This window comes from Kaistella yananensis (genome assembly GCF_026107505.2).
GTDB classification, from domain to species: domain Bacteria; phylum Bacteroidota; class Bacteroidia; order Flavobacteriales; family Weeksellaceae; genus Kaistella; species Kaistella yananensis.
The window spans coordinates 878,326-905,324 of record NZ_JAPCHZ010000001.1 but is presented as its reverse complement, the minus strand read 5'-3'; the positions used below and the strand labels follow the sequence as shown (position 1 = coordinate 905,324).

25 protein-coding genes are annotated in these 26,999 nt (G+C 39.3%); 14 read left to right on the top strand and 11 right to left on the bottom strand.

The window, feature by feature from the left end; all coding sequences use genetic code 11:
• The 3 genes from OK344_RS04130 to OK344_RS04120 all read left to right on the top strand — a co-directional run bounded on the left by OK344_RS04130 (window position 1) and on the right by OK344_RS04120 (window position 3,443).
• Window positions 1-696, top strand: coding sequence for a phosphatase PAP2 family protein (locus OK344_RS04130; RefSeq protein WP_265143579.1), 696 nt, complete (start codon window positions 1-3; stop codon window positions 694-696).
• 67 nt (window positions 697-763) lie between these two features.
• Complete coding sequence (locus tag OK344_RS04125; RefSeq protein WP_265143578.1) at window positions 764-2,905, top strand: S9 family peptidase; 2,142 nt, start codon at window positions 764-766, stop codon at window positions 2,903-2,905.
• Between the two features lie 76 nt (window positions 2,906-2,981).
• Complete coding sequence (locus OK344_RS04120) at window positions 2,982-3,443, top strand: DUF1801 domain-containing protein (protein ID WP_265143577.1); 462 nt, start codon at window positions 2,982-2,984, stop codon at window positions 3,441-3,443.
• Here OK344_RS04120 and OK344_RS04115 read toward each other — a convergent pair whose 3' ends face one another.
• From OK344_RS04115 to OK344_RS04105, 3 genes are all read right to left on the bottom strand, one after another.
• Window positions 3,444-3,992: an L-threonylcarbamoyladenylate synthase gene (locus tag OK344_RS04115; RefSeq protein ID WP_265143576.1), complete on the bottom strand. Its 549-nt coding sequence runs from the start codon at window positions 3,990-3,992 to the stop codon at window positions 3,444-3,446.
• A gap of 65 nt (window positions 3,993-4,057) precedes the next feature.
• A complete protein-coding gene (locus OK344_RS04110) occupies window positions 4,058-7,096 on the bottom strand; it encodes an SbcC/MukB-like Walker B domain-containing protein (RefSeq protein ID WP_265143575.1) in 3,039 nt (1,012 codons plus the stop codon).
• Window positions 7,097-7,099: 3 nt separating this feature from the next.
• A complete protein-coding gene (locus OK344_RS04105; protein WP_265143574.1) occupies window positions 7,100-8,305 on the bottom strand; it encodes a metallophosphoesterase family protein in 1,206 nt (401 codons plus the stop codon).
• A gap of 127 nt (window positions 8,306-8,432) precedes the next feature.
• On the opposite strand from OK344_RS04105, the gene OK344_RS04100 reads away from it, so the two are divergent.
• On the top strand, window positions 8,433-8,612 hold the full coding sequence (locus OK344_RS04100; protein ID WP_265143612.1) for a VF530 family DNA-binding protein: 180 nt from the start codon (window positions 8,433-8,435) through the stop codon (window positions 8,610-8,612).
• A gap of 64 nt (window positions 8,613-8,676) precedes the next feature.
• Here the strand turns inward: OK344_RS04100 and OK344_RS04095 are convergent, their stop codons facing one another.
• From OK344_RS04095 to gldB, 5 genes are all read right to left on the bottom strand, one after another.
• Window positions 8,677-9,051 (bottom strand): YchJ family protein, encoded by a 375-nt coding sequence (locus tag OK344_RS04095; protein ID WP_265143573.1) that lies wholly within the window; start codon window positions 9,049-9,051, stop codon window positions 8,677-8,679.
• 396 nt (window positions 9,052-9,447) lie between these two features.
• Complete coding sequence (locus OK344_RS04090) at window positions 9,448-9,951, bottom strand: DinB family protein (RefSeq protein WP_265143572.1); 504 nt, start codon at window positions 9,949-9,951, stop codon at window positions 9,448-9,450.
• An 80-nt stretch (window positions 9,952-10,031) separates the two neighbouring features.
• Entirely contained in the window at window positions 10,032-11,171 is a 1,140-nt protein-coding gene (locus tag OK344_RS04085) for a cystathionine gamma-synthase (RefSeq protein ID WP_265143571.1), read from the bottom strand.
• 106 nt (window positions 11,172-11,277) lie between these two features.
• Complete coding sequence (gene gldC, locus OK344_RS04080) at window positions 11,278-11,604, bottom strand: gliding motility protein GldC (protein WP_088469894.1); 327 nt, start codon at window positions 11,602-11,604, stop codon at window positions 11,278-11,280.
• Between the two features lie 39 nt (window positions 11,605-11,643).
• A complete protein-coding gene (gldB, locus tag OK344_RS04075; protein ID WP_265143570.1) occupies window positions 11,644-12,624 on the bottom strand; it encodes a gliding motility lipoprotein GldB in 981 nt (326 codons plus the stop codon).
• A gap of 86 nt (window positions 12,625-12,710) precedes the next feature.
• On the opposite strand from gldB, the gene nadE reads away from it, so the two are divergent.
• From nadE to OK344_RS04060, 3 genes are all read left to right on the top strand, one after another.
• The gene (gene nadE / locus OK344_RS04070) at window positions 12,711-13,499 is read left to right on the top strand and encodes an NAD(+) synthase (RefSeq protein ID WP_265143569.1); all 789 of its coding nucleotides are present in this window, start codon (window positions 12,711-12,713) and stop codon (window positions 13,497-13,499) included.
• 104 nt (window positions 13,500-13,603) lie between these two features.
• Window positions 13,604-14,131, top strand: coding sequence for a ribonuclease domain-containing protein (locus OK344_RS04065; RefSeq protein ID WP_265143568.1), 528 nt, complete (start codon window positions 13,604-13,606; stop codon window positions 14,129-14,131).
• Between the two features lie 31 nt (window positions 14,132-14,162).
• A complete protein-coding gene (locus tag OK344_RS04060; protein WP_265143567.1) occupies window positions 14,163-14,450 on the top strand; it encodes a barstar family protein in 288 nt (95 codons plus the stop codon).
• Between the two features lie 58 nt (window positions 14,451-14,508).
• Here the strand turns inward: OK344_RS04060 and OK344_RS04055 are convergent, their stop codons facing one another.
• From OK344_RS04055 to OK344_RS04045, 3 genes are all read right to left on the bottom strand, one after another.
• On the bottom strand, window positions 14,509-14,883 hold the full coding sequence (locus OK344_RS04055; protein ID WP_265143566.1) for a hypothetical protein: 375 nt from the start codon (window positions 14,881-14,883) through the stop codon (window positions 14,509-14,511).
• A 260-nt stretch (window positions 14,884-15,143) separates the two neighbouring features.
• The gene (locus OK344_RS04050; RefSeq protein WP_265143565.1) at window positions 15,144-16,313 is read right to left on the bottom strand and encodes a beta-helix domain-containing protein; all 1,170 of its coding nucleotides are present in this window, start codon (window positions 16,311-16,313) and stop codon (window positions 15,144-15,146) included.
• 37 nt (window positions 16,314-16,350) lie between these two features.
• On the bottom strand, window positions 16,351-18,897 hold the full coding sequence (locus OK344_RS04045) for a TonB-dependent receptor domain-containing protein (RefSeq protein WP_265143564.1): 2,547 nt from the start codon (window positions 18,895-18,897) through the stop codon (window positions 16,351-16,353).
• 196 nt (window positions 18,898-19,093) lie between these two features.
• Here OK344_RS04045 and OK344_RS04040 point away from each other — a divergent pair, with 196 nt between their 5' ends.
• From OK344_RS04040 to OK344_RS04010, 7 genes are all read left to right on the top strand, one after another.
• Window positions 19,094-19,771 carry a response regulator transcription factor gene (locus OK344_RS04040; RefSeq protein WP_088469901.1) on the top strand — a complete coding sequence of 226 codons (678 nt, stop codon included), beginning with the start codon at window positions 19,094-19,096 and terminating at the stop codon, window positions 19,769-19,771.
• A 9-nt stretch (window positions 19,772-19,780) separates the two neighbouring features.
• Window positions 19,781-20,815, top strand: a complete 1,035-nt coding sequence (locus OK344_RS04035) for a sensor histidine kinase (protein ID WP_265143563.1) — start codon at window positions 19,781-19,783, stop codon at window positions 20,813-20,815.
• Between the two features lie 125 nt (window positions 20,816-20,940).
• Window positions 20,941-21,519: an IS1096 element passenger TnpR family protein gene (locus OK344_RS04030; RefSeq protein WP_265143562.1), complete on the top strand. Its 579-nt coding sequence runs from the start codon at window positions 20,941-20,943 to the stop codon at window positions 21,517-21,519.
• 122 nt (window positions 21,520-21,641) lie between these two features.
• A complete protein-coding gene (locus OK344_RS04025; protein WP_265143561.1) occupies window positions 21,642-22,994 on the top strand; it encodes an alpha-amylase family glycosyl hydrolase in 1,353 nt (450 codons plus the stop codon).
• Between the two features lie 91 nt (window positions 22,995-23,085).
• Window positions 23,086-23,526 (top strand): GreA/GreB family elongation factor, encoded by a 441-nt coding sequence (locus OK344_RS04020; protein WP_265143560.1) that lies wholly within the window; start codon window positions 23,086-23,088, stop codon window positions 23,524-23,526.
• A gap of 50 nt (window positions 23,527-23,576) precedes the next feature.
• Window positions 23,577-24,371: a thymidylate synthase gene (locus OK344_RS04015; protein ID WP_265143559.1), complete on the top strand. Its 795-nt coding sequence runs from the start codon at window positions 23,577-23,579 to the stop codon at window positions 24,369-24,371.
• 115 nt (window positions 24,372-24,486) lie between these two features.
• A complete protein-coding gene (locus tag OK344_RS04010; protein WP_265143558.1) occupies window positions 24,487-26,997 on the top strand; it encodes a M1 family metallopeptidase in 2,511 nt (836 codons plus the stop codon).
• Window positions 26,998-26,999: the final 2 nt, after the last annotated feature.

The following is a 26,999-nucleotide window of genomic DNA, read 5'->3' as shown; positions in this document are numbered from 1 at the left end:
ATGAACCGCTGGCTTTCGTTTGTTCTTTTCTTTAACGTTTTTATCCTGAATTATGCTCAGCAAAAAGACAGCTTAGGGATAGAAAACCGTCCTTTGAGTTTTAATTTGAAAAAAACCATTGTTCCGGTTGCGCTGATGACCTCCGGAATTATTTTCGATGCAAACGGCAGGGAATCCCTAAAAAATGAGGTGGTAGAAGAACGTAACGAGCATCTTTTCGGTTTTACCAATCATCTTGATGATTATGCGCAGTTTGCGCCTTTTTTTGCACTTTACGGTTTCGAACTTGGAGGCATGAAACCCCGTACCGACTGGAAAAACCGTACGGCGATTTTAATGAAATCCCAGTTCGTAAACCTCGGTCTGGTTTATGTCCTAAAAACCACCCTGAAAAGAACCCGTCCGGACGGCACTGCATTTTCCTTCCCGTCGGGTCATACCGCAAACGCATTTTCGGGCGCTACCATGCTTGCCATTGAGTATGGTGAAAATCATCAGTGGGTTCCTTACGTTTCTTATGCATTCGCCAGCGGAATCGGTGTGATGCGCATGGCAAACAACAAACATTACATTTCCGATGTGCTGTTCGGTGCAGGTTTGGGAATTTTATCGGTAAAAGCCGCATACTGGACCCATCAGTACCGATGGAACAGGCAAAAAAGTGAAAGCGATCCTTTTGCCGGAATCATTTACTAGCGCACAAATTAACATTCCTTAACAGATTCGTTTTTATTTCTTATTTTTAGCACATTAAATTTAAGAAATGAAATTTTCAAAATTACCTTTATTAGTGGTTGGTTTCGGGAGCTTAGTGTTTGCCCAGAACCAAAAATATACCATGGCTGAAGCAGTGAACGGACTGCGCAGCAATCTGGCAATTAAAAGTATTCCGCAGTTTTCGTGGAGTGATGATGCGAAATCTTATATCCAGGGAACCAAAAATGCTTATCTGATTACTGAAGTACAAAGCATGAAAGCCGATACGTTGGTTTCATTATATCAGCTCAATAAAAATCTTGCTGCAGATAAAAAACTCAAATCTTTTCCGCAGGTAAAGTTTACAGGAAAAGATAAAGGATATTTTACCAGAGAAGGGAGGTATTTCCGGCTTGAAAAAACCGGTTCGGACTGGAAAATCACAGAATGGACTGCACTGAATGAAGGCGCAGAAAATGTAAAGGTTCTCGGCGATAACAAAACCATCGTTTATACCGTAAAGAACAATCTTTTCATTAACAGAAACGGCAAAACTGTAGCCATTACTGATGATGAAAATGCAGCCATTTTAAACGGACAGGCCGTACACCGAAGCGAATTTGGTATTGATGGCGGAATTTTCGCTGCCCCGAATAACAACAAAATTGCATTTTACAGAATGGATGAAAGCATGGTGACAGATTACCCGATCATCGACTGGGCGCAGACTCCTGCAAAAAATGTCAACATCAAATATCCGATGGCGGGAAATACCTCGCATCAGGTGACTTTGGGCGTGTATGACATTAATTCCCAGAAAAAGACCTTCCTTAATATTGAAGGAGATAAAGAGCAGTATCTTACCGCAGTGACCTGGAGTCCCGATTCAAAGTATATTTTTGTAGGCGTGCTGAACCGCGATCAGAATCATCTGAAAATGAACCAGTACGATGCGGTTTCCGGCAATCTGGTAAAAACTTTATTCGAGGAAAAATCGGATAAATATGTAGAGCCTCAGCATCCTTTATTATTTTTTCCGAACTCCAACACCGATTTCATCTGGCAAAGTCAGCGCACGGGTTACAACCATCTTTTTCATTACAGTCTTGAAAAAGGGTTGATCGCTCAGATTACCAAAGGCGACTGGCTGGTGACGGATATCTTAGGCTTTAATGAAAAAAAGAAGGAAATTTATTACGCTTCCACCCAGGAATCCCCGATGGAAAGACATCTCTACAGAATCAACTGGAATAATTTCAAAACCCAGAAATTATCTGCCGCTCCCGGCATGCATACGGGGATTTTAAGCAAAGACGGAACACAGCTTTACGATATTTACAGCAATGCAACCACGCCGCGCTCTGTAAATCTTTTGAACACAGCGACTTTAAAATCGAAAAACATTCTGACTTCAGAAAATCCTTTAAAAAATTATAAAAGGCCTGAAATTAAAAATGTAACGCTAAAGGCTGATGACGGAACGCCTCTTTTCGGAAAAATTATTCTTCCGACCGATTTCGATGCTACCAAAAAGTATCCGACCATTGTTTATCTTTACAACGGGCCGCATCTTCAGTTGGTGACCAACAGTTTCCCGGCTTCCGGTAATCTTTGGTACGAATATATGGCGCAAAACGGCTATATCGTTTTCACGATGGACGGCAGAGGATCATCTAACCGAGGTTTGAAATTCGAACAGGCAGTTTTCAGAAATTTGGGCGAAACTGAAATGAATGACCAGCTTAAAGGCGTAGATTACCTGAAATCGCTTCCTTATGTTGATGGCGACAGATTGGGAATTCACGGCTGGAGTTTCGGCGGTTTTATGACGACAAGTTTCATGCTTAAACATCCGGAAGTTTTCAAAGTTGGCGTAGCTGGCGGGCCGGTAATCGATTGGAGCATGTATGAAATTATGTATACCGAAAGATATATGGATACGCCACAAACCAACGCGGAAGGATATAAAAATTCTAATCTCCTGGATAAAGTGCAGAATCTGAAAGGTAAACTCCTGATGATTCACGGCGCGCAGGATGATGTTGTTGTTTTGCAGCATTCTATGAAGTTTCTCAAAGCTGCAGTTGACAACGGTGTTCAGCTTGATTACTTTGTTTATCCGGGCCATGCGCATAATGTGATGGGCAAAGACAGGGTTCACCTGATGCAGAAAGTAACCGATTACTTTGATGAGTATCTGAAAAAATAAAAAGAAATCCGGAAATAATTTTTCCGGATTTTTTATTTTAAGATTCGATTGTGTATTTTGGTAAAAAATTAAAGCCATGCAAATTCCGGCAGCCTCAATTGAAGAATATCTTGTAAATGTTCCAGATGAAAGAAAAGAAGCATTAACAAGGTTGTATAAAACTATTTCCGAACATCTTCCCAAAGGTTTTCAGGAAAGTTTAACTTACGGAATGATCGGGTGGAGCGTCCCTTTGGAAACGTATCCGGACGGTTATCACTGCACACCAAACACACCGCTGCCTTTCATCAATTTGGCATCGCAGAAGAATTTCATAGCACTGTATCACATGGGCATTTATGCCGATCCCGAACTGCTGGATTGGTTTGTGAATGAATTTCCGAAACATTCCAAACGGAAACTGGATATGGGAAAATCGTGCATCCGCTTCAAAAAACCTGAAGATATTCCTTTTGAATTAATTGCAGAACTATTGCAAAAAATGTCACCACAAGAGTGGATTTCGCTTTACGAAAAACTTTATAAAAAGAAGAAATAATTATTCGCGGAGGACTTTCACACGGCCATCCTTCCACATTCTTATGACCGAAGATCCTGAATATTGTGAGATTTTGTCGTGATTTTCTTCTGCAACAGCGTCGACAGAACTGATGATTTCCTTGGAAATATCTGAGAACTGCATGGGTGATTTGTCGCCGCTAAAGTTGGCTGAGGTTGAAACAAGTGGCTTATTCAGTTTTCCGATGAGTTTTTTGAGATAATCGTCTTTTACCAGACGGATTCCGATGCTGCCGTCTTCCGCAAGGATTTCATTTGGCAAACCTATAGGATTGTCATAAATCAAAGTCACGGGTTTTTCTGATAAATCCATGATTTCCCAGGCCAGTTCCGGAACTTCTACCAAATCCTGCAGTCTTTTCTCCGATTCCACCAGGATAATCATCGATTTGGATTTTTCCCGCTTCTTGATTTCAAATATTTTATTGATAGCTTCAACATTGGTCGCGTCGCAGCCAATTCCCCAAATGGTATCGGTTGGATAAAGGATGGTTCCGCCGGATTTAAGGGTGTCGATGAGGTTTTGCATAAAAAATATTTGTGGGCGTAAATTTAAAATATTGTTTTCAGATTTCAATAAAACGGTGCGAAGGTTTACATCACCTCAATCAAACTGCCTCTTTCCTCGTCTTTACGGATGTTCAGGGAGACCGGGATTTTCTCTTTCAGTTCTTCCACATGCGAAATAATTCCGACAATTCTGTTTTCCTTTTGCAGACTGGTTAAGGTTTCGAAAACCACATTTACAGATTCCAGATCCTGGGTTCCGAAACCTTCATCGATGAAAAAGAAATTCTTATCTGCTCTCGCATTGGTCTGAACGCTTTCTGCAAGTGCCAAAGCAAGGCTGAGTGATACCTGAAAAGCCTGTCCGCCGGATAAAGTTTTTACACTTCGGGAGCGGCCTTCGTTGAGATAATCGATGATTTCAAAATCGTTGTTTTCATTCAGCTGAAGACTCAGCTGGTTGCGCGTCATGCGGTGAAAACGGATGTTCGCCTGGTCGCAGAGCTGACGGAGATAAATGGAAGATACATACTGCACAAAACCCGCAGCTTTAAAGAGATTCGTCATAATTTTCAGGTTTTCAGCGCGCTTCTGAAGTTTAGAAAATTCTTTCAGTAAAGTCTCTTTTTTACTGAACTCCATGACTAACCTGTCAATCTCTGAACTTATTTTTATAACCGCATTATTGGCGTTTGTTTTTTCGGTTTCAAGGGTTTTAAACTGCGTTCCGGCTTCTGTGAAACGGTTTTCATCAAAATTAAATCCTTCGAGTTTGGTTTCGAGCTCAGAGATTCCGTTTTTTAGCGTTTCGAACTCAATCCTGAATTTTTGGATTTGATTTTTTGCTGCTGCTACATCAATTTTTTGCGCTAACAGAGGTTCAATTTCATTAAGATACGCGAATTTGTTTTCGGTTAAAGCCTTGTTAATCTGGCTGTTGTTTTTTGAAATCTCTTCATTTAAAGATAAACTCCTTTTTTCGAGTTCTTTTTTAGTCGTTTCTTCAGCAGAAATTTTTACCGCAAGTTCCTGTTCCTGTTTCTTTAAATTTTGGTAATTCTGCTCAGCTTCGAGATTGGTTTTTGATAAATCGGAATGTAATTTTCCGACTTCGCTCACACTTTTTTCACGGTAATCATTCCAGCGTACAATCTTCAGATTCGCTTCATTGGTCGTGATTTTGGTTTCAACTTCGTGTTCTTTCAGTTTAAAATCCTGAAGTGCTTCATTATATTTGTCTAACTGTTTCTGAGATTTTTCCAGGTTTTCCTGTTCTGCTGAAATATGTTTCTGAAGTTCGTCGATCTGTTTTTCGATTGCAAAAGATTCAGATTTTTTACTCAAGAATTCTGTTTCATTTTGAGGATCAAATTCTTTCCAGATGAACAGATTTTGATGGTTTTCAACCTGGATTATTATCTCGTTTAAATTTTCCTCCTCAGTATTTAGCCGAGATTGCTGTATTTTCTTTCTTTCCAGAATTTTTTCGACTACTGAAATGTGAGACAGAATCTCTTTTTGCTGGAAATCAATTTGCGCCAAATGCTCATTTAATAAATTCATTTCAGCGGTAACATCATCAATTTCCACAATATGCGGATGCTGCAGTGAGCCGCAAAGCGGACAGGATTTTCCGTCGTGAAGTTCGTCCACGAAATGGGCCAACTGCTGCTGAACTTCGAGCTGGCTTTTCTTTGCTAAACTTTTGGTTTTATCACTTTCAAGCCGATCCATTTTCAACCGAAACTCTTGAGGAAAGTTTTCCGGATCGATGTTGAAAGGCTGTAATTCTTCTTCAATTTTCAGAAGTCCGGTCTTAATTTCAGTGATTTTACTGGTTTGTTTCTGAAAAGAATCGCTTAAGTTTCTTTGTTCAGAAAACCAGTTCCCAACGTTCAGCAGCAAGTTGGTGTCGAGTTTTTTGGGTCGCAGATTTTCAAGCTGAGCATGTAATCCGGAGATTTTTTCTTTGATTTTTTTTTGAAAATTTTCAACTTCCTTTACTTTCGCAAAGCCGTTTTCTGTGCGCTCTTTTAGAGATTTAATGTCCGTTGAATACGTGAGCATCTGAAAAATCAGATTCAAGTCATTTTCTTGAATTTTGGAATCACTTAATGTTTCATATTTCGGCAAAACAGCTTCAAATTCCTTCTTATTTTGATCAACTTTTGATAAGGTTTCTTTTAAAAGTTCTGCATTTAAAGTCTGCTCTTTTTGAAGATGGTGTAATTCCGTTTGAAGTTTTTCTTTTTCTGAAATTAATGGATTAAACGCGCAAGAAATTTTATCATACAAATCCGTTTTTGCTTCCAGTGCATCAATTTTTTCTTTTTCGATAAGAAGTTTTGCGAAGTTTTCTTTCTTCGAATTGAGCAGTTGGAAATCGGTTTTCAGATTTTTTAGTTGCCGGAAATGATCTTCTGCTTTTTTAAATTCAATATTAATGTTTTCGAATTTCTGTTTTTCTGTTTGCAGTAATTCTCGTTGTATTGAGATGTTTTCTTCATTAATATCTTCAAAACCTTTTAGCTGACCTTCCAATTGATTGAGCGCTGCAGTGTTTTTATTGTTTAAAATCGAGGCATTGTTCTGCAGATCATATTGCTGAAGACTGAAAATTTCCTTCATCATATTCGTGCGTTCTGTTGCACCCAATTCGAGAAACTCTTTAAACTGTCCCTGGGGAATAATGATGGTGCGTTTAAAGTTCGCATAACTCAGTCCAATAATTTTTTCGCAATCCGAATGGTCCAGCGGAATCCAGTTTTCGTTGTGTTTTTCGTAAAACGTTGCCTGCACGGGTTTTACATCGTCAAATTTTTTAGAATTCCGTCTGAATTCCCTTTGAACGCGGAAAGTTTTATTTTCATGATTGATGAAATCGAACTGAATGAAGGACTTATTCGCTTTCAGATTCATCATATTGTACGCCCTTTTATCCTGCTTATTGAGGCGTTCGGTTTCGCCGTACAATGCAAAAGAGATGGCTTCTAAAATGGAAGATTTCCCGGAACCGACAGCCCCGAAAATACCGAAAAGTCCGGCTTCCGTAAGGTGGGAAAAATCAATGGACTGCCGCTCTTGATAAGAGTACAAACCTTCAAGGGTGAGCTGAACTGGGATCATAATTTAAAGGTTTTTAATTTCGTTAAACAGTTCGATGAGATCTTCGTTCGGTTCCTGGCCGTTGTTTTTAGTTTTGAAGTAATCTTTAAAAAGCGCCTGGATATCCTGATTTAAATTGATGGTTCTCAACTGATTTTCACTGAATTCTTCATTTTTCATTTTAGGAATTAAATGGACAATTCCGGGGTGAGCCTGATAAATTTTTTTGCGGTCCTCCGCTTTCAAAAAAGTTTCGCTTTCCAGAGTGAGTTCCACCAAGGTATTTTGATTTTCGTTGAGCCATTCAACAGCGTGTTCTATATTGTTGAAGGTTTTTCTTACCAGGGATTTTCCTTGCTGTAAAGCAATTTTTTCAAAAGAAACATGCTGATTCGGCTGTGCCTCGATAATAGAAACAAATTTGGTCTGTCCGGCTTCACTGAAACTGTAGCAAAGTGGGGAAGAGGAGTACACAACGGGTTTTTCAGCCGTCCCGATATTTCTGAAACCGTGCAGATGTCCCAAAGCCGTGTACTGAATCTGAGGTGGAATGCTATCTGAAAAAATAAGATCAGCATTGCCAATTTTAATAGGTTTTTCACCTTCAGGTTCGTCCAGAAGCGGTGTTCCCTTTCTGTTCATGTAAAGATGCGCCATCATAAGGTTTACACCTGCTTCATCACAGAATTCATCAGCCAAACGCTGCCAGTTTTCTGCCAATACCTGATTAAGATCTTCTTCTTTATTTTCACCGAAATATTCTTTCAGGCGGATTTCGTTTGCATAAGGAGTATGAAGAATCCTCACCGGAAATTCCTGATTTTTGAGCTTTATTTCTATAAAACCCGGAACCGAACACGTAATTTTAAACCCATTGAGTTCAAAAGGATTTACAACTGCTTTGGGATGACCAATTAAGACAATGCCACATTCTCGGGCCAGCGGATCGGGTGCATCAATCAGGTTTGGCGAATCGTGATTGCCGGAAATTGCGATGACCGGGCGTTTTCCGTTCAGCGATAAACGTTTCAAAGTTTTGTAAAAAAGTTCGGTGGCTTCAACACTCGGATTGAAATTATCGAAAAGATCGCCGGCAACCAGAACAAGATCAACATTTTGTGCGTCGGCAATTTCTACGATTTCATTCATGACCAGAATCTGTTCTTCGAGTCTCGAAAAACGGTCCAGCCGTTTACCCAAATGCCAGTCGGCTGTATGCAGAATTTTCATGTTCAGAAAAAATTAATGATGAAATGGAACCTGTAGCGATTTCACCTCTCAAATGTAAGGACAAAAAATAGTGATTTTTTACTTTTTACCGCATAAATAAATTGTAATGTTTACTTTTACGGGCATTATGGAACATAAAGATCCTTTACACGGAAAACGTTTAGATGCCATTTTAGAAGAATTGGTTGAATATTACGGAGGTTTTGAAGAGTTAGGGAAACAAATCAATATCAAATGTTTTACCGATAATCCGAGTATCAATTCCTCGGTAAAATTCCTTAGAAAAACTGATTGGGCCAGATCGTAAGTGGAAAGTCTTTATCTCTATGTCCTACGACAGAAAAAGAAGCAGGAGAAAAGGAAACCATAAATTAATCTATAAATTTTCCAGAAACATAATACCATCTTCCGTTCACATTTTCAAAAAGCGAATGTTCATGATGAATTTGCGGTTTTCCATTTTCATCATTATAATAAGCTTTAAATTCTACTTGGTTTAAAGTTGATTTCAAGATTTCCAATTTCGTCCATTCGTTGATTTCTCCCCATTCCTGCAAATCCTTTTTGTTATGGAATTTTCTTTTTGCAGGGAGCGTGGTTTCCATCAAATATTCACCATTCGGAATTGCAAAAGCCGAAAATCTCGATCGCATCAAAGCTTCCGCAGTGGGAGCGTGTTGTTCTACCGAATGAAAGGGTTTACAGCAATTTTCGTAAAGATTTCCAGAGCAACAAGGGCAGTTCATTTTTTAATGGATTTGGTAAATTAAAATTTAGTCGAATGATTTTGTTGAATTTTGAAAATTATTTCTCAGCAGAAACCCGTAATTCTTTTGAATCAAGAAAACCTTTTCTTTCTAAAGTTGAAAAAACAAGATGCACATCAATTTTAATCAATGACATGGCAATAGGTTTATTCAAATATAAAAAATTTTGATAGGTTTTGGCTAAAGCCGAGTCTAGGGATCAAAAAAAATGGGCTAAAGCCCGTTCCTATTGAACTTTGTAAATCATATCCGGAAAAATTATCACAGTTTCAACCGAACTTTTAGTTTCTAATTGGAAAAGTATCAGAAGCGGTGGGCTTTAGCCCACTTTTTAATTTGCGGATAATTTTGGCTTTAGCCAAAACTTATAAAAAATTAAAATTTTGATAAATACCTTTCCTCAATAATATTCAAATGGTGAATTGTATGACCTACGATCAATTTCCCTATCGTTTCTACCGAAATTTCATTTCCATTTGCAACTCCTGTTGCCGAAAGTTGAATTTTATTTAAATTTTCAAAAAAAAGAGTAGAAGATTTCCTCACGGTTTCAAATTCATCGATAAGACTTTGCACCGATCTTTCAGAAGAAAAATAATGTTTTGCGTAGGCTTCTTCGTCCCAACCCGCAAGTTCGGTTTGGTCATTTCGGGCGAAACGAAGAGCACGGTAAGCGAAAATTCTTTCCGCATCAATTAAATGTTGCAAAAGTTCTTTCAGCGTCCATTTTCCTTCAGCATATGCGAAATTTGATTGTTCTTCTGCTAAAAATGAATAAAGTGCAACGGTTTTTTCACTTGTTTTTTTCATTTCTTCCAGCCAATTTTCAGTTGGAATAAGGTCTACATACCGTTGAATGTATTTTTGAAATTCTGTCATGCTCAAAAGTGTAAAAAACCTCCAAGCTTTTCGGAACTTGAAGGTTTATTTTTTAATATTTGCGGCTAATTCTTAGAAATTTAAGAAAAAGCTTTTTCCAAATCAGCAATCAAATCCGCTTCATCTTCAATCCCTACACTTAGTCTTACCAAATCGTCGGTAATGCCTAATTCTGCACGTTTCTCTGCCGGAATCGATGCGTGAGTCATCAACGCAGGATGATTTGCCAAAGATTCTACACCGCCTAGAGATTCTGCCAACGTGAACACTTTTACTTTTTCTAAAAACTTGATGGCATCTTCTTTTTTTCCAGATTTAAAGGTGAAAGAAACCATTCCACCGAAATCCTTCATCTGTTTTTTTGCCAAATCGTGTTGAGGATGAGATTCCAAACCTGGATAAATCACTTTGTCCACGGCAGGATGAGATTCCAGATATTTTGCAACAGCCATTCCGTTTTCCGAATGTCTCTGTACTCGTAATGCCAACGTTTTAATTCCACGAAGAACCAAATAAGAATCGTGTGGACCGAGAATTCCACCGCTCGCAAACTGTATAAAATGGAGTTTTTCGCCCAGTTCAGCTGTTTTAGCAATCAGTGCTCCTGCAATCACATCGGAGTGTCCGCCAAGATATTTTGTCGCGGAGTGCATCACAATATCAGCTCCCAAATCAATGGGTCTTTGCAAATATGGCGTCGCGAAAGTATTATCCACCGCAACCAAAATATCTTTTCCTTTTGCTAAATCTGTTACTGCTTTGATGTCAACCAGTTTCATCAATGGATTTGTTGGAGTTTCAATCCAGATTAATTTCGTTTGATCGCTAATTAAATCAGAAATTTTCGAAACATCGTCAAAATTCACGAAGGTAAATTTCAGTTGATATTTTTCGAAAAGGCGGGTGAACATTCTGTAAGTTCCGCCGTAAAGATCGTCAACCGCAATTACTTCATCGCCCGGATTTAATAATTTAAGAACACAATCGATTGCCGCCAAACCGGAACCGAAAGCTAAACCTCGCGCGCCGTTTTCAATGCTAGCCAAACTATCTTCCAATGCTTGTCTGGTAGGATTTGCCGCTCTGGAATATTCGTAACCGGAATGGATTCCCGGAGATTTCTGCGCAAAAGTTGAGGTTAAAAAAACGGGTACATTCACCGATCCTGTCGCGGATTCATGGTGTTGACCACCGTGGATTACTTTGGTATTAAAATTCATAATTGTATTGCTTATTGCAAATGGCTTTTCGCTTTTGGCTTATCCTATTTGCATATTGTTAAGTTTTAAAGTTGCCATCAGCCAAAGGCCATCAGCAAACCGCCTGCTACATTCTTATTGCCGATTTGGCTGCGAATTCTTCGGCCATTTCCTCCATCCATTTTGCAACATCTTCTTCGCCGGTCGCACGTTCATAAGTATTAGCCAATGACACGAGGATTTGGTGAAGGAACATTTTCATTTGGTCAACCGGCATATCTTTCGTCCAAAGATCAATTCTCAGGGCTTCCATCGCTTTATCATCCCACACGGAGATCATAGTGGCTTTGGTTTCCTGGGCTTCGATTCCGCCATCCTGTGCGTTCCAGGTCATGGTTTCGGGAATGTGGTTTTCGTCGAGTTCTACGTCTATGGTAATCTGGGTTTTTCTCATGATTTATTGGGTTACGGAATCGCGGTAAAGCGAACTCTTTTAATATTTAGGTTTATAATTGCTTTGGTTGAAAATATCCTGAGCGTTCATTTTCAGGAAATCGGTAAGTTTGGTTTCAGGATTTTGCTGAAAGAATTTTCTGGTGATTTGCCATCCGGTGAAAATTCCGACTCTTGGGGAAGATTCGTTATCGATTTCGGTATAGAATTTTGAAAACGGCCCCGGATTGATGAAGCGCTCTTTTAGCCGGAGATCGTCACTGAAAATCAGGTTGTTTTCCACGAAATAATTCCAGATGTTTATTTCGTTTTCTGTTGCCCATTCAAATTGTTTCTGGGAATAATGCATTTTTAAATAATCAGGAAAATCTGGTAAGAAAGCATCCTGAAGGGTCATAATTTTCCCCTGATAAATAATCTCGTCGATAAATTTCTGGTGATTGGGATTTGGCTGCACAAAATAATTTGCTAAAACTTCAGAAACCTTAGGAACGATATTCTGCGGATTCATCGAAGTCTGGAAATACTGCTCCAAACCTTTATAATTAGGATTGTTTTCGCCCATAAATCCAGTAATGTCAATAAAAAGCATATTCACGTCATCTCTGTAAAAAACTGGTTCCATAATTCCGCTCAAAACAGAGGAAAAAAGATAGACTTGGGGTGTTTTAAATTCTGGGAAATAGTATTTGATGTGAGAAAACAAATCCGTTAAATCGCTGTTGAGTTTTGCGATGTCGATCTTAGAAATAGCTTCTTTATAAATCTTAACTTCAGCCGTATCGGCGCGTCTTGTGCTGTAATCTTCATCTGAAACACTGCCCTGAAACCAGGGATATTTCTGTTTGAAATCCTCCAGCGGAACGCCGGTATTGTAAAATTCTTTTGAAATATCGGTGATTTCAACTTTAGGAGCAGGCTCTTTAATCTCCACCGCCCAGATGTTTTCAGCATCTTTTTTGCAGGAAACTGCACCGAAAATGAAAACGGCTGAAAAAAGCAAATATCTAAAAAACTTCATTATTTTTACATCAGATTTAAGAGGCAAAAATAAGGAAAATTTTAAGGATTCTTCCATCTAAGTTCCTCAGTTTAAACCCAGCAAAAATGCAAACAGAAAAAATAACAGAAAAAATAGTTTCGTGGCTGAAAGATTATGCCCAAAATGCAAAAATGAATGGTTATGTAATTGGTGTTTCGGGAGGTGTAGATTCCGCAGTTGTATCCACACTTTGTGCAATGACGGGACTGAAGACACTTTTGATCGAAATGCCGATTCATCAGAAAGAAGATCAGGTGAACCGCGCCTGGGAACATATTGAAGACCTGAAATCTAAATTTTCGAACATTCAAGCCATTTCACTTAACCTTACGCCGGCTTTCGATGAACTATACAGATCCTTTAAGGCAGATGACCAGGAATATCCGGAAGAAAAACTTGCTTTTGCCAATACCAGAGCAAGACTCAGGATGCTCACGCTCTATTATTTCGGACAACTCAACGGACTTCTTGTTTGCGGAACCGGGAATAAAGTTGAGGATTTCGGGATTGGTTTTTATACCAAATATGGCGACGGAGGAGTAGATGTTTCGCCGATTGCCGATCTTTATAAAACCGAGGTTTACGCACTGGCGAAATCGCTGAATCTGGTAGAATCCATTCAGAACGCAATTCCAACCGACGGACTTTGGGATGTGGAAAGAACTGATGAGCAGCAGATTGGCGCAACTTATCCGGAGCTCGAAAAAATTCAGAAAGAATGGGGAACCAAAACAGAAGCGGATTACTCGGGAAGAGATTTGGAAGTGTATAAAATTTTCAGCAGAATGAATAAAGCTGCACAGCACAAAATGCAGCCAATCCCGGTTTGCGATATTCCAGAAGAATGGAGATAAAAAGCCAGGTAAAAAGTAAAAAGAGCCAAGGGAAAAAGAAAAAAGAATCAAGAGAAATTATTCAAGTTTAAAGAAGAATATTGAACTTAATCTAAAATTAAAATATGAACAGACAGAACTTTAAGCTTGTCTTATTTTTTATCATCGGAATGCTGAGCGCATTTTTGGTAATGTATCTTTTCGAGAATTATAAAATCGAAAAAAAACCACAGCCTGAAAACCAGGAAAACGTTGTTGTTAAAAAGCAAACCAGAAACGAAAGTTTTAATGATAATCAGGAAAGAAATTCTTCAGAAAGTTCGGGAAATATTGATGAACTCACCGAAGAGAAACTGGTCATTGATTATGTGAAAGCCAACAGAAAACTTCCGGATTATTATCTTACAAAAGGTGAAGCCCGAAGCCAGGGCTGGGTGGCATCAGAGGGAAATTTATGCGATGTTTTGCCTGGTCGTGCGATTGGTGGCGATAGATTCAGCAACCGTGAAAAGACTTTACCCACAGGAGCACAATATTTTGAGGCGGATGTAAATTACAACTGCGGACGCAGAAATGCCGACCGAATTGTCTTCACCAAAAACGGTGAAGTTTGGCTGACTAAAAACCATTACAAATCTTTTGAAAAGCAATAGAAAAACTTTAAATCACATCTAAAAAATAGAAATGAAAACAGTTTATATCGATTTTACAGACATCGGCGATTATGATGATTTTTATGTCCAGTTAAAGGAAAAACTGACACTTCCGGAATTTTTCGGTGACAATTTGGATGCGCTTTACGATTCACTCACGGGGTTTGTAGAACTTCCGCTTCATATCGAATTTGTAAATATGAGTGTTGACCAGCTCGAAATTTTCGAAGATTTGCTTGTAACGCTCGAGGATGCCGATGACGAACTCGACGATTTTACATTTACCTATTATCTGGAACAGTACGAAGACGAAGAATAAAAAACACCTGCAAATCTGCAGGTGTTTTATTTTATCATGACCGAAGTTTTCAAACCTCTTATTTGGAGGCAATAAAAACAGTAACCGGCAGCGCATAAACGCTGTTCATTTTAGAAGCGTTGTCGAATTTGTATAGAAGATTCGACATCACGTTTTCGATTTCTTTGTTTACATATTTACAGTCGCCGTTTACCGAAACGTGTGAAATTCTGCCGTTTTCAGCAACTTCAAAACTAACAGTGCTGTTGATTTTTCCTTCCGTAAACTCCGGATTGGTAAAATCGAAATTCTGCATTACCAGATTTCTTAACTCACCGAAGCCGTCGTTTGAATTAATTTTAACTTCTTTTATAACGTTGCTGTCTTGCGCGCTGATATTTGAAGTGAATCCTGCTGCTATTAAAATCCCAAAAACCCCGAGTATTTTAGCCATATTTTTCATGTTATTCCTTTTTTTATTTGTGTGAATGAGTAAGTAAATTTCTGTTTTGTTATACAAAGCAAGTAAATTCATTTTTAATTAACAAATAATTCATATTAAATTCACATAGGAAAGTTAAAATTTAATATTGGAACAGAAAAACGGTTTAAAATGCATGATTTCAGGAGATTGCAATATGAACTTAATGTTAACAAAAAAAACCACCGGAAATTCCGATGGTCTAATTTGATATGAGTAGAAGTGAAAAACTATTATAAGCTTGACCAAGTTGCCGCCCAAGATGGAGTTGCAGTTCCGCTTCCAGCTCCCGTTGCACTTGTGTTTTCGGTAAAAGTGTTCGCTTGTACATCAACACTAGCTCCAGCAGAGGATTTAGCGGACGCAATTTTATCTACAGCGTCAAATTTCACATTAGTGATTTTTCCGCCACCGTTAAAATAAGACACTGATGCATCATGTTCTACATTGATTCCTGTTTTCCAGTTAGAAAGGACAACGTTGTCCATTGTTGCATAAGTTCCAAATCTTAGTTTCAATCCGTCGCTTTCAGTTCCGTCGTTTTTAGCACCAATGAAAGTAGCATTTTTGATGGTTGGGTTCGATCTTGGCGAAGCATTGTTATCGTTCGAGTTATTATCCGCCTCGATTCCTCTGTTTCCAACTCCGTTGCTTCTTCTTTTGGTATAAAGGTTCGTTGCAGTTCCGTTCCAGCCTTCTGTCCAGTCTACTGCATCATCTTCGTTTCCTACAGAAATAATATTAGATACATTCACAGTACCACCGAAGAATTCTACTCCGTCATCGGCTCCGTTGAGTACAGCGATGTTGCTGATGGTTGTACCTTTTCCTACACCGAAAAGAGAAAGTCCGTTGAATTCTTTTTCACCTGTAAAGATTGCTCCAGAATATTCGATTCTTACATAAGTTAATGAACCTGAGTTATCATCTGTAGCAGTACCTCCATACGTAGCGTTTCCAACCTCAGCAGAAGCGGTAGTTCCTTTGTTGATAGGAGCTTTACCAGCGATTACAATACCGCCCCAGCTTCCTGGCGTAGCAGCAGGTGAAGTGAATACTACAGGCGCAGAAGCAGTTCCGTTTGCGAAGATTTTCCCACCTTGCTCAACAGTAACATAAGCAGCGGTACCACCAGTAGATTCGATTCTTGTTCCGGCAGGAATTACCAATTGTCCACCGTCTTTTACGTGTACAGCCCCTGTTAATTTATATACTTTAGTTGCATCCAAAGTTACCACCTCGCCAGATTTTACATCTCCTTTAAAATCGTTTGGATTCGCTGCAATTCCTACAGGAGTTACAGGAGTTATTGGATCGTCATCTCCGTTATTACAAGATTGTACAGCAAAAGTTGCAGGTAATAGTAGCGATAGTGCTAATACTTTTAAATGATTCTTTTTCATAATATTTACTTTTAGATTTAATCTATTTTTATTTTTATTAAAATTCGTAGGAAACTCCTACTCCTATGTTAGTTCCTTTTTTATAATCTCTTACAGAAACATCGCCGTTTGTATTTTCTTGTACTCTTTTGAAGCTAGGATTCAGCAGGTTTTTACCACTTACTGAAAATCCGATTCCGTTAGCAAATTTCACTTTTGCAACTGCATCTAATACGTTGATGGCTTTGTCCACAAGGTTTCCTTTGTTTGCATATCCAATAGCGTAGATGTTATCGGAAATATGGGAGTAAGAAACCACCAAATCCAAAGCGTTTTGGCTTCCCCATTTTTGTTCGAAACCAAGGTTCACGTTTGCAAGGAAATCGGACGCACCTTGCATTTTGTCGCTTGATGTTGATGGGTCGATAGAAATTGTGTTGCTGTAAGAAGTTGTGGTTTCTGCAACAACTTTTTCTCTATCAAGATCTTGGTTGGTGTTTAGGTATGTACCGTTCAAGAAAGTGTAAATCCTTGTATTATTGTTTTGGTAAAGATCTTTTCTAAATTCCATTTCCACTCCGAAAACATGACCTTGGTCTCCGATATTCACAAATGAAACTGAATTGGAGGAAGAGTTTACGGTAACTCTGGAAATTGGATTTTGTATGTATTTCCCGAATGCTGTAACAGATATTACTTCACCTTTTTTCGGGAACCACTCCCATTTTAGGTCTGCATTGTAGTTATCTGATGGATAAAGCGCAGGATTACCAAAACTTAGCTCATCAACTTCCTCATACTCATAAGGTGCAATTTCCAAAAGAAGTGGAGTAGTATAAGTTTTAGAAGCGGAGAATCTTAGGTTATTCGTATCGTTTACGCTATATTTCAAGTTTAATGCAGGTAAGATTTTAGAATAATTTTTCTCAACCGTTCCTTCTTTAATAGAAGTGCTGTAATCTATTTTTTGGTCAAGATTATCGTATCTTAAACCGACCTGTGCTGTAAAACGATCACTAAACTTGTACTCTAAATTAGCGTAACCAGCATTATTTAAAACTTCAGAGTTGTAGAACTGAGGAACCAAGGCAGTTTCCGGATTCCATTTGATATCTCCACGGAAAGTTACAATATCAAAAAGTCCTGCAGCATAGTTGGTAGCGTTGAAGAAACTACCGTAATCCCCAGGATTTAGATAATAATTTCCTTGAGATGTGTTGATTCTAAAGTTAAACTGTGTAGCGCGGAAATCACTTTCTTTATATCTTCCGTTGTAACCGAAAGTAAGTTTTACATTTTCGTTAATTTCATAATCCGCGTGGATGTCGCCTACATAATCGTTTTCAATCAGTTTATCAAAATATCTGTGATTCGCTCCAGGATTACTCGCTCCGAAATAATTAGAGTCAGTTCTTTGGTTATAGATGGAGATATTCTGCATTCTGTCTGGTCTGCGGCTATCTAATCTGTTGTACCCAAGGTTCCAATATAATTTCAGTGGAGAAGCAATCTTGTGTTCACCGGCCAGTTGATTGATGAACAAATCATTGGTTTTATAGTTTGCTCTACGAAGCAAAGCTGTTTCTTCAGCTCTATTTTCGTTGGTATCTCTTATGTAACCGGCGTAATTTTCCAATTTTTGTTCCGTAGTGTGGATGTAATTAGAAACAAACTTCAAATTATGGTTGCTGTTCAGTTTGTAATTAAGGTTAATCAATCCTGTAGAATTCGTAGCGTAAGAATATTCAGTTCCGAAAAGATCTTTCATTGCAATTCCTACATTATCGACAGATCTTATGATTCCTTCCTTGTAACCATAGTTGTTATCAAATGAACCGAATCCGAAAACGCTCAGTTTTCCTTGTTCACCAACTTTAAAAGTTCTTCCGAAATCAATACCCAGTGAAGAATTAATCGGTGTGAAAACCGCTCTATCCGCCCATGAAGTTTTGAAAACATAACCGTTATTTACTAAAGCAGCGTTACTTGGTTTATTAATTTGTTTGAATCCGAAATAATCAGGGCCATTTTGCAAATAAAAATTACTTTGATTAATCGCATTAGCATTAACAGACGAACCAAGATTTACTTTAAAATAAGGCTTACCGGTATATACTTTAGAAACAATATCTACATTCGCTCCCGACATGTCGCCCCACACTTTTGGGTTATACACTTTTTCAAGGCCTACATAATCGATCATATCAGTTTTTATGATGCTTAGATCGATGTTTTTATAAACAGGATCATTGGATGGAATCGGCAAACCATTCATCGTAGTGGCATTGCTTCTATCACCTAGTCCACGGATGAAAACCTGGCCGCTGCCTTCCTGTTTTTGTGCGCCAGTGGCTTTGGTAACCGCTACCGATACATCGCCAACTCCCTGTTTTTCGAGTTGGGATGCACCTACACGCTCAATTACTTCCACCGATTTTTTCTGAAGACTTATAATGTTGCTTTCAGAACTTTTTTTAACACTGCCCTGTATGGTAACTCCTTCAATGCGCTTTTCTTTCTTAATGGTGTCGTTCCTTGTTTCCTGTGCGTATAGTATTGTTGTTGAACAGCTTAGAAAAATAACTGCAATACTTAGTTTGCTCATCTTACTTGATTCTTTTTAATAAATTTCTCTCGTTGCAAAGGAATAAAGAACTCACCGCTTTGGTGTTTCTACAGTCTTAAGTTTGTTTTAATAAATTTTGAACATACGACGGCAAATATTAACTAATTGTGAATATTACCGTTAAGTGAACACCTGTTTTCAAAATTGATTAACTTTGAAAGGTTAAATAGTAAAGATGAATCAGAAAAAAATTCTTTTGATTGATGATGAGCAGGATATTTTAGAAATTTTATCCTACAATCTCGAAAAAGAAGGCTACGAAGTGTATACCGCCAGCAATGGCAATGAAGGGATTGAAAAAGCCAAACAGATTATCCCGGATCTTATTCTACTGGATGTGATGATGCCCGAAAAAGACGGTATCGAGACCTGCCAGGATTTACGAAAGATTAAAGAACTCCAGAAAACCCTCATCGTTTTTCTTTCCGCAAGAAGCGAAGAGTTTTCCCAATTAGCCGGTTTCCAGGCAGGTGCCAACGATTATATCGTAAAAATCATTAAACCAAAAATCCTGATTTCTAAAGTTAATGCTTTACTGCAGCTTACCTCGCAGGTTTCGGATACTACAAAGAATATTACGGTGGGAGATTTAATGATTGATAAAGACAACTTCCGGGTTTCTAAAGGCGGACAGCAGTTTCTGCTCCCGAAAAAAGAATTCGATCTGCTTTACCTGCTGGCTTCCAACACCAACAAAGTTTTCAAACGCGAAGAAATCCTCGAAAAAGTCTGGGGAAACGATGTAATTGTGGGCGAAAGAACCATCGACGTACATATCCGAAGACTGCGCGAAAAACTCGGCATCGGTACGATTCAAACGTTAAAAGGCATTGGTTATAAATTAGTTGTGTAAATTTGTAACATGAGGTTTCACCGGCTTACTTTGGTCGCTTCTGTATTTTTAACCGTGGCGATGTCTCTGGTAGCACTGCTTTTCGAATATTCTAACAGTGTAGCTTTTCAGAACCAGAATAATTTTTACCTTACGCTCTTTGCTTGTGTAGTGCTTATTTTTGTGCTGAATTATGTGATTCTGGATTACCTCTTTAATGTTTACGGTAAAAGGCAGGTAAAAGAAATTTCGACCATACTTCCCGAAGGAATTAATCCCGATACCGCCAATGAGATGAATCTGCGCGAACTCGGTGAACGGGTTTCCGAATTCAGCCAGAAAAATGCCACCGAAATGGGAACCATGAAAGAGATGGAAACCTACCGGAAAGAATATATCGGCAATGTATCCCACGAGCTCAAAACACCGCTTTTTTCCATTCAGGGTTATGTGGAAACACTTATGGATGGCGGCGTAGAAAATCTGGCCATCCGGGACAAATATCTGGAAAGAATCGATAAATCTGTCGAGAGACTCCTTAATATTGTAAAGGATCTGGACATGATCAACCAGTACGAATCCGGCGAAATCAAGCTCAATATTTGCAGTTTCGATATTAACAGTGTTATACGCGAAATCATCGATCTTCTTGACCTGGAAGCGGTACGAAAAGACGCCAGAGTACAGCTGCAGACAGTGTCGCCACAGATTTTTGTGAATGCCGACAAGCAGAAAATTTCTCAGGTTCTTATCAATTTAATTTCAAATGCCATTCATTACGCCAACCGCGACAAGGCGCAGATTACCATTAAAACCACCATTCTTAAAAACAAAGTCCTGGTAACAGTAGAGGACAACGGAATGGGAATTAAGCCCGAAGTTTTGCCACGTATTTTCGAAAGATTTTACCGTGTAGAAACCAGCAGAAACCGCAACGACGGAGGTTCGGGGCTGGGCCTTGCAATCGTAAAGCATATACTGGATGCACACGGCGAAAATATCTCCGTAGAAAGTGTATATTTGGAAGGTACACGGTTTACTTTTTTACTGGAAAAAAGCAATTAGAAAACGCAAAATGTAAGCAAAACTTTTTTAATAAAAACGCTGCGATTTCTTTTTTGTCAAAATGCAATTGTTTTATATTTGTATCCGTAAGTTAATTCTAAAATCTATCTAAATTTAAACTAAAAATGGTTTATAAAATCCGTATTATTTTAGATACCAAAGATGATATCTTCCGTGATGTTGAGATCAAGGATAAACAGAATCTCTGGAATCTGCATTTGGGAATCAAGAGCGCATTTACCCTCATGGGAGAGGATTTGTCGCTTTTCAATATTCTTGATGAAGAGGGAATGGTGGTTAAAACGGTGCCGCTGGAAGACATGAGTGACGACGGTGACGGCGAAATAATGTCGGATGTATATATCAGCGAAGCCTTCGAAAAAGTAGGAGACAAAGTACATTTCCAGTACGGTTTTATGGATCTTTGGGAGTTCTTCTGCGAGCTGATCGAAATTATCGACGAGAAGCCTGCCGTAAATTACCCCATCACTGTTTTCCGTTTCGGAAACATGCCGCTGAAAGCACCAAGCAAATCTGGAAAGAAAGCACAGAAGAATTCAACAATACCTTTGGTAGATGATTTCGAAAACTTTGGCGACGATTTTAATACAGGTGAGTTTGCCGACGAAGACGAAGATTTCGATGATGAAGAAGATGACTTTGATGATGATTTCTTTGAAGAAGATGATACTGATGAAGTTTAAAAATACAACCCCGGAATTCCCGGGGTTTTTTAATGACTTTTAACATTCAGTTCCTTCAAAAGATTACTTCCGCAACCCGAATTTAATAAAAAAACCATTACATTTGCTAGCAAATCATCAGCATGAAAAAACTCATACTTTTAGCAATCATCGGACTGGGAATCGCATCCTGTACCACACAAAAATCTACAACAATGAACGAGTTGCCCAGTGAATGGAAACACACCACCAATATCTACGAAGTTAATATAAGACAATATACCGAAGAGGGCACCTTCCGCGCATTCGAAAAAGAAATGCCGCGACTGAAAGAAATGGGAGTAAAAACGCTTTGGTTTATGCCTATCACTCCAATTGCTCAGAAAAATAAAAAAGGACCTTTGGGAAGCCAGTATGCAGCGCAGGATTATACGGCGATCAATCCGGAATTCGGCACGATGGAGGATTTCAAGCACATGGTAAACAAAGCGCACAAAATGGGTTTCAAAGTCATCATCGACTGGGTAGCCAACCACACCGGCTGGGATCATGTATGGACCAAAACAAACCCTGAGTTTTATTTAAAAGATCCAAAAACCAACGATTTCCAGATTGCTTCCGGAATGGATGATATCATCGAACTCGATTACAGCAATCCGCAGATGAGATTGGCCATGATCGAAGCCATGAAATTCTGGGTACGCGAAACCAATATCGACGGCTTCCGATGCGATTTAGCAGCTTGGGTTGAAGTCGATTTCTGGCAGCAGGCCAGACCTGAAGTTGAGAAAGTAAAACCTTTATTCTGGTTAGGCGAATTCGATGAACTCGATAATCCAGATTACGGTAAAGTGTTTGATGCAAGTTACATCTGGAACTGGATGCACAAAACAAAAGACTATAACGAAGGCAAAGCGTCTTTCGGTGATTTAAAAAATCTGCTCGGAAGATATACCGCAATTGGCGACAATTCCATGCGCGCCTGGTTTACTTCCAACCACGACGAAAACACCTGGAACGGAACCGAGTATGAAAAATATGGTCTACTTGCAAAACCTCTAGCGGTATTTTCAGTTACATGGAACGGTGTTCCCTTGATCTACAACGGTCAGGAACTTCCTTTAAAAACCAAGAGACTGGAGTTTTTTACCAAAGATCCAATTCCATGGAACGGAACGTATGAACTTCACGATTTTTATAAAACATTGTTGAATCTAAAGTCGAGCAATCCTGCTTTACGCGGTGGCGATCCGGAAGCAAAAACTATTGCCCTGCGCACTTCTGCAGATGATAAAGTAATGGCTTACCTCAGAAAAAACGGAAAAGATGAGGTTTTAACCGTGCTGAACATGTCTAAAGAAGCAGTAACATTCCAGATTACCGATGACAAAGTGGCGGGCGTTTACAAAGATATTTTCGAAAAGAAAACAAGAGACTTTTCACAGGACAAAGGTTTTGTGCTGAAAGCTGGCGGCTACGCCGTATTCGAAAAATAATCATCAGTTCATAGTAATGATGAATGAAAACGGGCATTAGCCCGTTTTTGTTAAATACAGCGGTAAGGCTTTAGCTAAAATTAAGATAATCATGAATAAATCCGAGATCCTTCAAATCATCCGCGGGAAATTGTCAGAGAAAACTGATTATTTAGAACATCTGATTTCCGAAACCCGCGCCGCCAACAACGAAACCAAAAGTTCGATGGGCGATAAGTATGAAACCTCACGCGAGATGGTGCAGCAGGAAATTAATAACCTTCAGGTTCAGCTTAATGAAAATTTAAAAGCACTGAATTCTTTAAAATTAATCAACACCAACCAATATTCGGTTATTGGTTTGGGTTCGCTGGTTGAAACTGAAAAAGGCTTTTTTTATATTGCGGTTTCTTTGGGAGAAATCAGGTTTCAGGAAAAGAAGATTTTTGTGATTTCTACCGAAAGCCCTCTGGCTAAAGCAATGCAGGGAAAAAGCAAAGGAGACGAATTTATTCTGAATAATTTAAAGCAAAGCATCATCAATCTTTGGTGAAAATTTGCGTATTTTTGAAACATACATATTGCTTAAATTTTCTCCTAAAAATGCAAAACTATCACGATCTTCTCCAGCATATTCTCGATAACGGAACCGATAAAACCGACAGAACCGGCACCGGCACCCGAAGTGTTTTCGGATATCAGCTGCGGTACAACTTATCTGAAGGTTTTCCGCTCGTGACCACCAAAAAAGTCCATTTAAAATCAATTATTTACGAGCTGCTGTGGTTTCTGAATGGCGATACCAATATTAAATATCTTACCGATAACGGTGTATCGATCTGGAACGAATGGGCCGACGAAAACGGTGATCTGGGGCCGGTTTACGGTGCTCAGTGGAGGAGCTGGGCCGGCGCTGACGGAAAAATCGTCGATCAGATTTCGGAGGTCATCGATCAGATTAAAAAAAATCCGGATTCCAGAAGATTGATCGTTTCCGCATGGAATGTTGCGGAAATTCCCAATATGGCGTTAGCTCCTTGTCATGCGATGTTTCAGTTTTATGTTGCCGATGGAAAACTGTCGCTTCAGCTGTACCAGAGAAGTGCCGACGTTTTCCTGGGAGTTCCGTTTAATATTGCAAGTTATGCGTTGCTTTTGATGATGGTTGCGCAGGTTTGTGATTTAGAAGTGGGCGATTATGTACATACTTTCGGCGATGTACATATTTACAACAATCATTTCGAACAGGTGAAAAAACAGCTTTCAAGAACTCCAAAAGCTTTACCAACAATGAAACTTAATCCTGAGATCAAAAATATTTTTGATTTCGGTTTTGAAGATTTCACACTTGAAAATTACGAACCTTATCCCGGAATTAAGGCGCCGGTTGCGGTTTAAGAATAATTCAAAGTTTAAAGTGGAGCAGCAGGCTTCACTTTTTTTTGTAACTTTCTGTAAGAAAACGTGACCTATCATTTTTAAATTTTACACCGAAAAAATCTTTCAAAATATTATGAAGAAAATATTCATTGCGGCTTTATTTCTTGGTACGTTATTCAGTTCCAATGCCATTTTTGCACAAACCGAAACTTCCGGAAAAACCGAATATCGACAAACCCACACCAAATCAACCGAGCTTAAGCATACGAAACTCAAAGTAAATTTCGATTATGCCAAAGAGCAGATGAATGGGGAAGAATGGCTAACTGCCAGTCCGCATTTCTATCCTTCGGATTCCCTGATTCTGGATGCAAAAGCGATGCTTATCCACGAGGTTGCTTTGGATAAAAACGGAGCCAAAACTCCATTGAAGTACGCGTACAAAGACGATATACTCAGAATCACTTTAGATAAAACCTATACCCGAAATCAGGATTATACGGTTTACATTAAATATACAGCACGTCCCAACGAAGTGAAAGACAAAGGTAGCGCAGCAATTACAGACGCTAAAGGTCTTTATTTTGTTAACGCACAGGGAAAAGACGCTGATAAACCTACCCAAATCTGGACGCAGGGCGAAACAGAGGCTAGCTCCGCATGGTTCCCCACCATCGACAAACCCAACCAGAAAACCACTCAGGAAATTTATATGACCGTGCCCGATAAATATGTCACTTTATCCAACGGTTTAATGAAATCGTCGGTTAAGGAAGGCAACGGACTGCGTACCGATCACTGGGTGATGGATAAGAAACACGCACCCTATTTGTTCTTCATGGGAGTGGGAGATTATGCCGTGGTGAAAGATAAATGGAGAAATATTCCGGTAGATTATTATGTTGAAAAAGAATATGAAGCGTACGCGAAACAGATTTTCGGAAACACGCCGGAAATGTTGGAATTCTTTTCTAAAAAACTGAATTACGATTATCCGTGGTCCAAATATGCGCAGATTACCGCCAGAGATTATGTTTCCGGTGCGATGGAAAATACCACTGCGGTCCTTCATCAGGAATCGGCACAGCAAAAACCCGGCGACCTGATCGACGAAAACCGCTGGGAAGATGTAATCTCGCACGAACTGTTCCACCACTGGTTTGGCGATCTGGTAACCACCGAAAGCTGGAGCAACCTTACCGTAAACGAATCTTTCGCCAACTATTCCGAATATCTTTGGAACGAATATAAATATGGAAAAGATTTCGCAGATTATACGTTGATGAAGGCTGCTGAAGGGTATTTCCGCGACCCTTCGAATGTTACCAAAGATTTGGTAAGATTTAATTACCATCACAAAGAAGATATGTTCGATGCGGTTTCCTACAATAAAGGCGGCTCTATTCTTCACATGTTGAGAAATTATCTTGGTGACGAAGCGTTTTGGGCCGGAATGCACGATTATCTGAAAACCAATGAATACGGCACGGGCGAAGCGCATCAGTTCCGTCTGTCCCTCGAAAAAGTTTCGGGTAAAGACCTGAACTGGTTTTTCAATCAGTGGTACTTCAACAGCGGACACCCGAAAGTTTCTTACACCACAACCTTTGAACCGGTGAAAAAAGAAGTGAAAATTACAGTGAGTCAGGACCAGTTGGGCGGTAATTTCCAGTTTCCGTTGGCACTTGATATCTACGAAAACGGAAAACCTGCCAGAAAAAATGTTTGGGTTTCTGCGAAAGATAAAAATGTTTTCACCTTCCCGGTTTCCAAAAACCCCGATTTCATCAATCTGAATGCTGATGGCGTAATACTGGGAGAATTTACTGGCGAGAAAACATCGGAGCAGTATTTTGCACAGTATTCGAATTCCAAGGAATTTTTGAGCCGTTACAGAGCGGTAGAGCATGCTGCAGAGAATAAAGGCGCCAATCCTGCGGCACTGAAAATTTTGGTGGCAGCCTTGAAAGATTCCAATTTCAGAATCAGAATGAAAGCGTTGAGTGGATTAGATTTATCAAAACCTGATCAGGCAAAAGCAGCGTTGTCAACAGTGGAAAAAATGGCTTCCGAAGATCCGAAAACTTTGGTTCAGGCAGCAGCAATTTCTGCTCTGGCAAAAACAAAAGACAAAAAATATCTCCCAGTTTTTGAAAAGGGCATGAATGCAGTTTCCAATGCGGTAAAGGGCAGTTCACTTTCCGGGATTGCAGCGGTTGATCCTTCAAAAGTAGCGACTTTGGCCAGCAGCATTGATCTTGATGGAGCAAGTGAAGATTTAATTGCAGAACTTTTACCGATTATTGTGAAAAACAAAATTGAAAAGCAAATGCCTGCGATTGCTTCTACCGCAGCTTTTTATCCGTTTTTGAAATTCCAGAATCCCGAATTGGGAGCCGCTGCAGAAGACGGCTATAACTGGATCATGAGTTCTGATAACCTGAAAGCGACTGAAAATGTTACCAAAATATTAACTCAGGTAAAAGGCCAGCTCGGTAATAATCCGCAGGCAAAAATGATGATTGTTCAGATTCTGAAAGAAGGTCTGGCTAAAAAAATGGCAGTGTTGAAGGCAAATCCTGCCAGCCCGACCATCAATCAGCAGATCGATTTGATTAATAAAACGATTGAAGCTTACAAATAAAC